Source organism: Pirellulales bacterium, assembly GCA_019636335.1.
Lineage (GTDB): Bacteria > Planctomycetota > Planctomycetia > Pirellulales > JAEUIK01 > JAHBXR01.
This window is the reverse complement of record JAHBXR010000008.1, coordinates 46934-58399: the sequence shown is the minus strand read 5'-3', so window position 1 is coordinate 58399 and position 11466 is coordinate 46934. Positions and strand designations below refer to the sequence as shown.

At 63.7% G+C, this 11466-nt stretch carries 10 protein-coding genes; 3 read left to right on the top strand and 7 right to left on the bottom strand.

What is annotated here, in order from left to right; all coding sequences use genetic code 11:
* Nucleotides 1-773: 773 nt before the first annotated feature.
* The 7 genes from KF708_10025 to KF708_09995 all read right to left on the bottom strand — a co-directional run bounded on the left by KF708_10025 (nt 774) and on the right by KF708_09995 (nt 7520).
* A complete protein-coding gene (locus KF708_10025) occupies nt 774-1361 on the bottom strand; it encodes a hypothetical protein (protein ID MBX3413013.1) in 588 nt (195 codons plus the stop codon).
* Nucleotides 1362-1552: 191 nt separating this feature from the next.
* A complete protein-coding gene (locus KF708_10020; GenBank protein MBX3413012.1) occupies nt 1553-3043 on the bottom strand; it encodes a hypothetical protein in 1491 nt (496 codons plus the stop codon).
* A 37-nt stretch (nt 3044-3080) separates the two neighbouring features.
* Nucleotides 3081-3665 carry a hypothetical protein gene (locus KF708_10015; GenBank protein ID MBX3413011.1) on the bottom strand — a complete coding sequence of 195 codons (585 nt, stop codon included), beginning with the start codon at nt 3663-3665 and terminating at the stop codon, nt 3081-3083.
* Between the two features lie 222 nt (nt 3666-3887).
* Complete coding sequence (locus KF708_10010; GenBank protein MBX3413010.1) at nt 3888-4286, bottom strand: hypothetical protein; 399 nt, start codon at nt 4284-4286, stop codon at nt 3888-3890.
* Nucleotides 4287-4482: 196 nt separating this feature from the next.
* On the bottom strand, nt 4483-4920 hold the full coding sequence (locus KF708_10005) for a PIN domain-containing protein (GenBank protein ID MBX3413009.1): 438 nt from the start codon (nt 4918-4920) through the stop codon (nt 4483-4485).
* Complete coding sequence (locus KF708_10000) at nt 4898-5164, bottom strand: antitoxin family protein (protein ID MBX3413008.1); 267 nt, start codon at nt 5162-5164, stop codon at nt 4898-4900. Before KF708_10000 ends, KF708_10005 begins: the two co-directional genes overlap by 23 nt.
* A gap of 58 nt (nt 5165-5222) precedes the next feature.
* Nucleotides 5223-7520: a protein kinase gene (locus KF708_09995; GenBank protein MBX3413007.1), complete on the bottom strand. Its 2298-nt coding sequence runs from the start codon at nt 7518-7520 to the stop codon at nt 5223-5225.
* A gap of 271 nt (nt 7521-7791) precedes the next feature.
* On the opposite strand from KF708_09995, the gene KF708_09990 reads away from it, so the two are divergent.
* The 3 genes from KF708_09990 to KF708_09980 all read left to right on the top strand — a co-directional run bounded on the left by KF708_09990 (nt 7792) and on the right by KF708_09980 (nt 11317).
* Nucleotides 7792-8412, top strand: coding sequence for a sigma-70 family RNA polymerase sigma factor (locus KF708_09990; protein ID MBX3413006.1), 621 nt, complete (start codon nt 7792-7794; stop codon nt 8410-8412).
* Between the two features lie 56 nt (nt 8413-8468).
* Nucleotides 8469-9290 carry an SDR family oxidoreductase gene (locus tag KF708_09985; GenBank protein ID MBX3413005.1) on the top strand — a complete coding sequence of 274 codons (822 nt, stop codon included), beginning with the start codon at nt 8469-8471 and terminating at the stop codon, nt 9288-9290.
* Nucleotides 9291-9421: 131 nt separating this feature from the next.
* Nucleotides 9422-11317 (top strand): tetratricopeptide repeat protein, encoded by a 1896-nt coding sequence (locus KF708_09980; protein ID MBX3413004.1) that lies wholly within the window; start codon nt 9422-9424, stop codon nt 11315-11317.
* The last annotated feature ends 149 nt before the right edge of the window (nt 11318-11466 follow it).

The window sequence follows — 11466 nt, the reverse complement described above, 5'->3', positions numbered from 1 at the left end:
CGAGCACGAGCAATCGTTACCCGAGCAATCGCAACCACTGCAACCACCGTCGCAGCCGCTGCAACCATGGCAACCATGGCAGCCGTGGCCAGCGAAGGCCTTGCTCTCACCACCCAACAGGGCGATGCCGACCACCGCGAAGAAAATCGCGATGCCAAACACCAATGCACGATTCATCCTACACTCCTCCACTAACAGGTACCGTAAGCAGGAAGCCAACACTTGTCGCCGTCCCACTCTTGCGCTCCCCCCGCGGGACGGCTATCCAAGGGGAGGCGTCAAAATTCTCTAAGCAGGCTTTGACCGACTTCGCGGACCATCGCTCCGCTTAGCTTGGTAGTTTTTATCGATTGCGTAGCTGCAAGTAACTGCACAGGCTAGGCCGGTAAACTTAACACTCCGGGGGTCGATGTCAAGCGGCGGCGAGAACTTGTAGCTATTGGGCTGGCGTGGTTGGGTGGGGGTTTTGCGATGGTTGTTTCTCAACAGTAGAACAATTCCAACGCCGGTCAACAAAAACAGCGAAGCGATTTTCCGCCTCGAAAGGCAAGAAAATCGCTTCGCTGATGGATTGTTCTAAGTTGTTTTTTAGTAGTGGTTTACGGTTTTTTTGTTCGCCACCGCTACACGGCCTTGCCCCGCACCGATCATGGCGCTAGCGCCGCGCCCCTCCTCGGCGACGGGGGCGAGGCTCGTTCCACGTGCCGATGTCCCGGGGCCACGGCACCGCTGCTAGCACGCGGGCGACAGCAGAATTCTCGGCTTTTTTTCGCCTACTGAGTCGTCGTCGGTTGTGCGGTGGCCGGACCCGGCTGCGCGGCCTGCAAAGTAGCCGGCTGCGAGCGGCGTTCGATCTCGGCCTGCAGCATCTGTTGCTTGCGGAGCATGTCTTCGGGATCCTCGAAGTTCAAGAACAAGGGGGGCTGATCTTCGAATACCTTCGTGGCCATGCCGGCGATCCGCCAGCCGTCGAACTCGCGACGCACCATCCAGATGATCGAGTCGGAGCGGCGCTCGCCCGACTCGTCGACGTCGCTCCACACGCAACTCACGTGGGCTCCGTCCTCGGCCACCATCTCGACGCTGTCCACTTCGAAGCTGGCGGTATCGCTACCCGGCGGCGCGACCACCATCTCCAGCTCCTTGGTCTTTTGACGTGCTGTCGGGGTGAGCATCTCGTCGGCAATCTTTTCGTTGCCCGTACGCACCGCTTCGAGAAATTTGAACACGGCCTTGTCGGGCCCCTCGACGTCGGCCGGGGCCTGGGTCTGCGCGGCCGGTTCCGCGGGAGATTGCGAACCGCAGCCGGTCAACAACAAGGGAGAGAACGCCAACGTGGCGATCGACAACATGCGCAACATGCCCAGGGCTCCTTCCACTGGAAACAGGATCCGGGCGTCCTACCCGGCGTATTTCGGGCGGGGAGTGTCGCAGGTAACGTCCGACCGGTCAAGACAAAGTACGACGCGGAATCCGCCAGCAGTGCTGGCGCGAGAGGGGGCGGGGGGCAACGCGGTGCTGAAGATGAATCGATCGGGCCAAGGGCGTCCGATCAACCCGCGCCGGCGCCTCGATCGAAGGCGTCTTGATCGCGCTGATACAGGGCCAGCGCCGACTCGAACGTCTGCGGAGCGATTCGCCAGACAGGATTCTCGTCCGTGTGCGCACTCGAATGGGCCACGAGCAGGCGGTACATGAACTTGAACAAGTGTCGCGGCACCCGCAGCGAGCGGAACGAATCGATCAGCCGGCGGTCGGTGATCCCCTCGTCGAACAGATCGCGGAGCGCGGGCTCGCGGCCTGGTTCGGCACAGGCCTGCACGCGGGCGGTCGCCACGTCGTACAACGCCTCGCCGGTCCACTGCAGGGAGGGGACCATGTTCTGCTTGTCGAGCCGTGCCCGCTGATAAAAGTCGCGGTCCTCGCGGTCGACAAAGTACGACAGCTCGATCGGCAGCAGCAGCTTCAGCCCCAGCCCCGGGTGCTTGAGGAACTTGTTGTCGAGCATGGGCCACAGCAGGGCCTTCATCTGCTCGGCCGAGCCGTTGATCAAATGGGGCTCGTCCACGCGGTCGACCAGCACGACCAGTCCGTGGAAGCCGAACGAACGCAGGATGCCCTGCAGTTTGATCAACAGTTCGTAGCGGTCGTCGGTGCGTTCGCGATCGGGTAATGGCTGGTTGGCCAACTCGTCGTTTGTAAAGCGCATCATCTGCTTGCGCAGCGGGTTCGTATCGTGGCGCAAGACCCGGGTGTGCCGCGCAATGCGCGAGGCCATCGCCCAGCGCGAGCCGGCCAGCCACAGCCAGGGGACCCAGCCGGCCACCACGGCCAGATAGGGCCAGGGGGTGGCGAGCCAGTCGGACCGCTTCGACACCAGCAGAATGGCGGCCACGAGGAGCGTCACGGCGATGCCAATGGCCAATCGCCGATGGGCGCGCCAGATCGGAAAGCGCAACTTCTTCCGCAGACGCTGCCAACGGACCAGCGGGGTGCCCGAGGTGGACTGATCGTAGCAGGAGGCCAACAACAGCAAGTCACGCTTTTGATGCCGATCGAGCACGCTCAGGTCGAGCGCGCGGGGGTCGCCTGCCTCGCCGCCGATGCGGCCGTCGACGAACACCCGATCGACCAGCGACGTGACCGCGAGGGACAGGATCGCATCCATATGATCCCAGAGCTTCCAGTCGTCGAGCACGCGCCCCGTGCGGCGGCGTCGCGAGCTGGCGTGCTCGGCGAAGCGGTCGAGAAACGGATTGAAATCGTCGTACTCGACGATGAACAACCGTTTGGCCGGGTGCGCCTGGTTGTACTCGTTCAGTTGGCGGACGATCTGCAACCGCAGCGCCGTTTTGCCGGCCCCTTTCTCGCCGAAGACGATCGACGTGGCCGGCTCGCTGGGATCGCCGTAGATCTTATCCCAACTGGGATGCCGCGCGCCGTTCAGACAATGCTCCTTGAAGACGGGGTCGGTCTGGGCGTCTTCGTCGGCGAACGGATTGATCGCGATGCCGTGGTGGGCCAGGAATTGCTGGATCTTCATAGGTGTCTATTCGGCGCGGACGGGCGAGGCTTGCTTCCTACTTGGCTCGCAGTCCGTCCACCATCTCTTGAAAGGCCTTGGACTGCGTTTCGATTGTCTTGGCGGGACCGTAAAACTTGAGATAGATATCGCCGTTCTGCGTGGCGATGACCGCCCCCAGCATGCGGTAGTTTTCGCGTTCGATGGCCGGACCCGGCGCGAAGGGGGAGGGCTTGTCGAGATAGGTGCCGGCGATGTCCACCAGGTAGACGTCCTGCCCGGCGACCTTCTTTTCGGAGTTCTTGGCCCGGTCGGCGGTGCTGCCGCCGTCGGGTTGGGTGAATTGGCCGTACCAGCGTTCGAGATTGGCCTTCACGCCGCCGCCGGCCGCCATGATGGTGAAACGCCCTTCGGCGTCGTCTCCTTCGGCCGCCGGCGCCGCGAACTCGTAGGCCACGATGCGCGACTTGGGCATCTTGCGGACCCACTTCTCGGGGGCGTTGAGCGAGACGGCGCCCAAATCGAGTACGTGCTCGTCGTCGGCCGCCCGGGCCGTGCCCGCCGCAGTGAGACTGAAGAGGGCGAGGGCGCCCGCCGCGAGGCTGCACAACCAGAAGGTGCGAACGTGGTCCACGAGCCGCATGGCGCATCTCTCCGCTCGAGTAGGTGGGGCCAGAACCGGTGCCCGATTCTAGGACATCGGCGGCCGCGCCGACAGTGGCTCGGCCCAGGGGTAATGGGGGCCCCAGAAAAAGACCAAACGGCCCGCCCGCTGGGGTGCGGGGGGCCGTTTGGCGTGGGCGCTAGAGACGCTCTCGGCGGTCGTTTGAAAACCGCTTTGATCGGTCGTCAGCGTGCGATCGGCCTAGTTGCAGCAGCAAGAAGGCTCGACTTCGCAGCAGCTCGGCTCGCAGCACGACGGCTCGCAGCAGCGCTTCTTGCAGCACAGACGCGAGAAGAAGGCACGCAGGCGGTGACCGCAGCGGGGGCGGCAGCAGGGATCGCAGCACGAGTCGCAGCACGAAGTGGCTTCGCAGCAGCTCGGCTCGGCAGCGCAGCACGAGGGCTCGGCGGCGCAGCAGCTCGGCTCGGCGGCACAGCAGCTCGGCTCGCAACACGAAGGTTCGCAGCACGAGCCGCAGCCACGGTGGTGACCCAGGCCGAGCACGCGATCGAGCAGCTCGAAGGCCTGGGCATTCTGGGCGCTGCTGGCCACGAACAAGGCGGCCAAGGCGAACGCCGACAGAAGAATCCGTCGTTGCATGGGGAGGACTCCTAGAAAGTTGGGGAGAATGGGAGGGAGCTAAAGGTCACACGAAGTCATGGTGTCGTATCGACGATGCGGGCCGCGGCCCTTAGCTGACCCGTACGGTTTCGCAACGCGCGGCTTGAATCCATCGCAACGAGCGTGCGCGGACTAGCGACCGTGACGATTGTGCGGCCGCCGAGGCGACGAAGAACTACGAGCTTTGAAGCTCGCTTTCGCCCGGCAGGAGGGTCAGCGGCTTGCCGGCCGACGTGCGAAAGACCGAGAAGTGCCGCCGGTCGAGCGTGAAGACGGTCTCGATTCCGTCACGCTCGGCGAGCCACATGAGGGCGGCATCGGCGAGGTCGAAGCCCTGATCGGAGTAGCGGGCGAGAATCGACGCGATGCCAGGGATGTCGGACTCGTCGAGAGGTAAGAGCCTGATTCGGTGCCCGTCGCAACTCTCGATTAGCCTAAAAACGCCCCTCGAAGTTTTTCGCAAGAGATACGCGGCCTCGGTGATCGCCGGCCAGCACGAGTACATCGGCAGCCGAATTCGCTTGAGGCAATCGCCGCAGACGGACGATCGCGGGTCCGCATGGTTGAAGAGGGCAACCAGGGGCCCTGCATCAATGAGAGTCCGGGTCTTCACCGAAGCCTTCCATATACTTCGGGTTGGTGCTTAGATCCGGGGGCGCGTCCTTTACGCACCCAAGCAAGCCCGCCGCCAGGAAAACATCATACGCGGACGGTTCACTATCCGCAGGAGGGGCTTCACGCACATTTTCCGCATGCGTACGCAATGATACGCGAACAACTTGGTTTTCCGACAACTCAATCGGTTCGAGTGGTCGCAAAAGGCCGTTTTCGACAATCGCACTAAATTCCCATTGCATACGGTAATTCTAACGTTCCCAAACATCGGGGGCCATCCATTCAAGGAAAACCTGCGGTTTACCGCCGCGTTTGGCTCCAGAAGGAGCCGAAGGTGTCGGAGGTGGAGTTGGCCAGCGAGATCTCGGGACTGACGGCCGAGGCCAACGTGCCGAGATCATTCAGGATCTCTCGCATCAGCCAGAAGCAAGTACCAGACGACAAGAACCCGAGCGCGCTCAGTCCTCCAAAGACAAGGGGATCTTTTTCCACGAAGAAGACCGCGAGAAACAGGCTTACAAAGGGCACCGCGATGGCAAATATGAAATCAAAGGCGCATCGACGTGCGAGCGCCACGAGCGCCTTACCGTCGCGTGGATCGGAAGTCTCTGGGCGTATCAGTAAGGGATACAAGCTCCGTGTGCAGATGAACGTAATCAAGAAAAACGTGGCGGTGGCTGCCATGACGCCACTCAATATCTGAGACAAGACGAACTGAGACATCTGGCCCCAATTCACCGCCGGCCCCAAGGCGAACCGCAACCAGCCGGTAAACAGAATCCCAGAAAGAATCCACATCGCCATCGTAGTCGACGAGATGATTCCACCCAGATGCAGGCATCGAATGCGGGCTGGCACTAATTCCGACGCCGGTAAGTCGTGCCCTTCACGCACTCGCTTTATGGCCCTTAGCGCTAGATTTCCGAAGGCGATGCAAATGGCGATTCCAATTCCATAAACCAGCGGATTGAGCGTCCAGATCTGCCAATGAAAGATCGACCGTGCGCGTTCCCCCACATCATCCACGATATTTTGGATGATCGCAGTTTCATTGTAATAGATGTTGAAAACACTCACGATCACGTTTGGCACAACGGCTGCCGTCAGTAGCACGGTTAAGGGCCAGCGTCGTGCGCGTTCGCGCCAGTTGCCCGCGCGCGGACGCAGCAACTGTTGCACGCGCGGTTGCAGGCACAGTTCGAGCTGGCGCTCGAGCTCGCCCCCCGTGCGGAAGCGGTCTTTCGGATCGGGGGCCAGGCACTTGGCCAGCACCTGATCGAGCCCCGGCGGGCAATCGGCGGGCAGTTCGGCGAACTTCGCCGGCGTGATACCCCCCCGCCGCTTCGCCGAGAGCTGTTCGAGCGTCGACGACCAGTTCGCTTTCGGCGCGTCGTCGTCGAAGGGACGTCGCGTCGTGAGCAACTCCCACAGCATCACCCCCAACGAATAGATGTCGCAGGTGTGGTCGAGATCCTCGGGACGGACCGATGTCGTGGCGTTGCAGGCGTCGAGCTGCTCGGGGGACATGTAGGCCAGGCTGCCACCGAAATAGGCCGCCGGCGCCACGCCATCGAGCGTCGAGCTGAAGCTGACGTTGAAGTCGACCAGCTTCGGGGTCCCGTCGGCAGCGAGCAGCACGTTGGCCGGCTTGATGTCGCGGTGCATGACGCCGCGTTGATGGGCATAGTCGAGTGCCGAGGCCAGGCGCGCGCCGAGCCAGCAAACCACGGTCGGCCAACTCGCCTCGGCCAGGCGGGCACGTGTCATTGATTCGCCCGGCGCCGACTCGCCGCGCTTGTCGAGACAGCGATCGATCACCTCGAGCAACATCCGGCCGTGACGCTCGGCCGGTGGAATCTGCCGCGCGTGGTCGAGCGCGTCGTAGAGCGTGCCCCCCGGCACATACTGCATGTAGAGCAGCCGGATGCCCCGATCGGCCAGGTGCCGCTGGTCGTAGATCCGCACGATGTGCGTATGGTCGAGCTGCGCCATCGTCTGCGGCTCGTGACCGCGGTCGGACGAGACTTTGAGCGCGACGAGTCGCTGCATCGAACGCTGGCGGGCTAGATAGACCGTGGCGAATGCTCCTTCGCCCAGTTGCGCGAGCAGGTCGAAATCGTCGACCGTCGCGCCGACCTCGACCTTCTGGATTGCCTCGCGCGACATCATGATCGTCGGCCGCGGCGCGACGTCGAGGCCCAACAGCCGGCCCAGCTCCTCAGCCTGCTGCGGAAAACGTTCGAAGTAATCGGCCACGTCGACCGCGTCGCCCCGTTGGCGGCGGACGTGGAACTCTTCGTAGATCAGATCGGCCGGAAGCCCCCCCTCGCGCAGCTCGGGAAAGTCGGCGACGTACTCCTCGACCTGCTTGGGCAATTCGCGATGTTGCCAGCGGTACTCGAGATCGACCTTAATCAGCTCGATGAGCGCCATGCGCCGCAAGAGGGCCGGCTCGGCGGGAACGAACCGCGCCAGCTCGGGAGGATCGCCTCCCGATTCCCAGGCATTGACGAACGCCTCGACCTGCTCGGAGAGCAGACCCCAGTTTCGCGAGATCGTCTCCGACGACCAGTCGTCGCGTCGGGTGGGCGTTTCCACGTCGTCACTCCGTTCCTGCATCGACCCAAAGTCGGCGCGAGACGAGGTCGTGCCGGACAACTCTCATTCTGGGGCGATTCTCGACGAACCGCAATGTCGGAACCTCTCGACGCTGGAGCATGGCGACAGGCTCGCCCCCCAGGTTCCTAAATTCTAGGACCAATTATCTTGCTCCGCGCGGAGAGAAGGCTACGATGCGCCGTTACCTCGGGCACGGCGGGCGTATTTGGCGCCCGATCGCAAGGCTCGAATTCTTAACACGAGGCAGGCGATGTCCGATCACGCGGACGAGGAGCTCGTCGGCCGTTTGCGCGCAGGGGATGTCGACGCGCTGGCCCAATTCCTCACGGCGCGACAGCGCCCTTTATTGGCGTTCATCGAGCGGCAACTCGGCGCGGCGCTGCGCAGCAAGGTCGAGCCCGACGATCTCTACCAGGAAGTGAGTGCCGAAGCGGTGCGCTCCCTGTCGGGTATCGAGCTGGGAGATCGCGATCCTTTCTCCTGGCTCTGCCAGATTGCCGAACGGCGGATCATCGACGCGCATCGCCGTTTTTTTGGCGCCCAAAAGCGCTCCGCCGCCCGCGAGGTTCCCCTCGGCGCGCCGGTCGGAGGCGATCAAAGCCGCGCGGCGCTCGTCGATCTGCTGGTCATGACCATGACGACGGCCAGCCAGGCCTTCTCGCGCAATCAGCGCGAGATAAAGTTGATCGACGCCATGGGGCAGCTCAATGAGGAGCAGCGCGAGGTGCTCCGCTTGCGGTATCTGGAAGGATTGCCCTCGAAGGAGATCGCCTCGCGGATGGGCAAGACCGACGGCGCCGTCCGCGTCATGCTTAGCCGCTCGCTCGATCGGCTGCAAACGATCCTGGGGCCCGATGCCGCGCCGCGCTGACCGCGGCAGTCCGAAACGCCTCGTCTTGGTTCGCTCGTCCCGTGAGAAAGTGCGCGATGCAGAAAAAACAGGTCTGCTTCGTCACCGGCGCGGCGAGCGGTATCGGCCGGCACCTGGCGGGAGCATTCGTGGCGCGGGGCTGGTCGGTTTTTGCCACCGACATCGAGCGAGATGCGTTGGCGGCGTTCGCGCGCGAGCAAGCGTGGCCTGCCGAACGCGTAGCCACCGCCGCGCTCGACGTGCGCAACTCGCTGGCCTGGGAAGAGACGCTCGACGCGGCCGAAGATCGCTTCGGGCCGATCGATGTGTTGCTCAATGCCGCGGGCGTCATCCGACCGGGACTCGTTCATCATCTGGATGCGGCGGCGGTCGACCTGCATCTCGACATCAATGCCAAGGGAACCATCTATGGCACTCAGGCCGCCGCGCGACGCATGGTGTCGCGCGGCGCGGGGCATATCGTGAACCTTGCCTCGATGGCGGCGCTCGCGCCGGTGCCGGGCCTGGCGTTGTACACGGCATCGAAGTTCGCCGTGCGGGGCTTCAGTTTGGCGATGGCCCGTGAGGTCGCACCACTGGGCGTGGCCATTACGGTGATCTGCCCCGACGCGGTGCGTACCCCCATGCTCGACTTGCAGGTCGACTACCCCGAAGCGGCCCTGACTTTTTCCGCGCCGCGCTTTCTCGAAGTAGGCGATCTGGAACAGATGCTGTTCGGGCGCGTCTTGCCCAGGCGACCGCTCGAGGTGACCTTGCCGCGCTCCCGTGGCTGGCTGGCAAAGTTGTCGAGCCTGGCTCCCGGCTGGACGGCGCCCCTCGTCCCCTGGTTGACCCGACGAGGGCTGGCGGCCCAACGCCGCCTGCGCGCGGATAAGTGATGCATTTTCAGCAAATGTCACGGCGCGCGGAGCAAGTCGACGACATTGCTTGACACGCGCGCGGCGCCCCCGCAGACTTGTAACTCTGCGTCGGAGAGGTGCCTGGTTGCACCCGCTCGTGGGCATGCATCATGTCGCGCTCTCGACTGAATTTGTTGTTCGCGCTGCTGCTTTGTGCCGTCACGGGCTTGGCGTACCGACACGTGACGCAACTCGATTGGGTCGGCTACGACGACGCGCTGTACGTCACGCAGAATCCCAATCTTCGCGACGGGCTCACGCGGCAGAGTTTCGTGTGGGCCTGGACGAGCGAGCGTGCCTCGAATTGGCACCCCCTCACGATGCTCTCGCACGCACTCGACTGCCAGTTGCATGGCTTGTGGGCCGGCGGGCATCATCTGACAAACCTGCTCTTGCATCTGGCGAACGTCTTGCTGCTCTTCGCCGCGCTCGAGTGCCTGGTGCTGGCCGGCGAGTCGACGCCAGGCAAGCAGGCTGCCACGGCGCGCGAGGGGAGCGAATTGCCCTGGAAGGCCGCCTTCGTCGCGGCGATGTTCGGCGTACACCCGCTGCACGTCGAGTCGGTGGCCTGGATCGCCGAACGCAAGGACGTCTTGAGCGCGCTGTTCTTCTTCCTCGCCTTGATCGCCTACACGCGTTTCGTCCGCCGGCCCTCAGCCTGGCGGATGAGCCTGGTGGCCCTGGCCATGACGGCGGGATTGCTGGCGAAACCCATGCTGGTCACCCTGCCCTGCGTGCTCGTGTTGCTCGACTACTGGCCGCTGCGCCGATTTGGTTTCGAAGCGACGGAGAATCGCCGCCTCTTCCTGCGTTGCCTGGTCGAGAAGTGGCCCCTCTTCGGTTTGGCCATCGTGGGTAGCGTGGCGACCTATGGGGTGCAGAGCCGCACGGGCGCCGTCCGCGATTTGGCCAGCATTCCGCTGGTCGATCGCCTGGCGAACGCGGTGGTCGTCTATGCCACTTATTTGTGGCAGACGCTCTGGCCGGTGAATCTCACTTGCTTCTATCCGCATCCGGGATCGGCACTCCTGTCCCGCGCCGATTTCTGGTCCAAGCTCGTGGCGTCGGCCGTCGTCATGATCGGGCTGAGTTGGCTGGCCCTCCTTTCGCGCCGTCGTTGTCCCGCGATCCTCGTGGGATGGCTATGGTACCTCGGCATGCTCGTGCCGGTGATCGGCCTGGTTCAGGTTGGTCGCCAGGCGATGGCCGATCGCTATACCTATTTGCCGCTGGTGGGCGTTTTCATGGCCGTGGCGTGGGGAGTTCCCGCCATGCTGGCGGCGGTCCCCTTTCGTCGCCCGATGCTCGCGGCGGGTGCCGTGGCGTTGGTAGTCGCCTGCACGTTGGTCGCCCAACGCCAGACGCTAACTTGGCGCGATGGCTCGACCCTTTGGAGTCACAATCTTGCCGTCGATGCCAACTCGGGTCTGGCACATTCGGGGCTGGCGCAAGTCTTTGCAGAGCGCAAACAGTTGGCCCTGGCAGAAATGCACGCCCGGCGGGCGCTGCAAATCGCGCCCGACGATCGCTACGCCATGCTCTGCCTCGCGGGGGTGCTGCTGCAGGACGAGCGCTACGACGAAGCGCTCGTCTACTACGATCGCGTCTTGAGCGTGGATCAGCGGCTGCATCAGGCGTGGGCGTCGCGGGCCGAAGTCCAACGGCGTCTCGGCCGTCTTGATGCCGCCAGCGCCGACTTGCGGCGTGCCATCGGCCTCGAGCCGTGCGAGCCGTCGCATCATCGTGCCCTGGCCAGCGTGCAGGCCGAACGGGGAAGCTTCAAAGAGGCCGTGGCCGAGTATCGCGAGGTGCTAATTCTCGATCCGATGGATCGAGCCACCCAGATTGCGCTGGGCGATCTGTTACGGGAACAAGGCGAATTGCCGGCCGCGATCGAGGCCTACAGGGCTGCCTTGAAGCTGGAGCCAAGAGACCAGGTTCTCCGCCGCCGCGTGGACGAACTGCTGGCGATGGCCAAGGTGCAGACAGATTCCGACCCGCCTTAGGCCGATTGCTTGCGGTCCCGCGAATTGACACCTCTCTAGCGCGGGCACAAACTTGAAGGTAGGCCCGTCCTGCCCCGAGAGTTCTCGAGGCGTAAAGTCTACATTCGCGGAGAGTTCCACCCGCGATCGACGCCTCCCCGTTGTTCTTG

Bases quoted from the DNA above. Each gene is read 5' to 3' on its own strand.
- KF708_10025 (MBX3413013.1), bottom strand. From the start codon at position 1,361: ATGTTGCGCATGTTGTCGATCGCCACGTTGGCGTTCTCTCCCTTGTTG.
- KF708_10020 (MBX3413012.1), bottom strand. From the start codon at position 3,043: ATGAAGATCCAGCAATTCCTGGCCCACCACGGCATCGCGATCAATCCG.
- KF708_10015 (MBX3413011.1), bottom strand. From the start codon at position 3,665: ATGCGGCTCGTGGACCACGTTCGCACCTTCTGGTTGTGCAGCCTCGCG.
- KF708_10010 (MBX3413010.1), bottom strand. From the start codon at position 4,286: ATGCAACGACGGATTCTTCTGTCGGCGTTCGCCTTGGCCGCCTTGTTC.
- KF708_10000 (MBX3413008.1), bottom strand. From the start codon at position 5,164: ATGCAATGGGAATTTAGTGCGATTGTCGAAAACGGCCTTTTGCGACCA.
- KF708_09990 (MBX3413006.1), top strand. From the start codon at position 7,792: ATGTCCGATCACGCGGACGAGGAGCTCGTCGGCCGTTTGCGCGCAGGG.
- KF708_09985 (MBX3413005.1), top strand. From the start codon at position 8,469: ATGCAGAAAAAACAGGTCTGCTTCGTCACCGGCGCGGCGAGCGGTATC.
- KF708_09980 (MBX3413004.1), top strand. From the start codon at position 9,422: ATGTCGCGCTCTCGACTGAATTTGTTGTTCGCGCTGCTGCTTTGTGCC.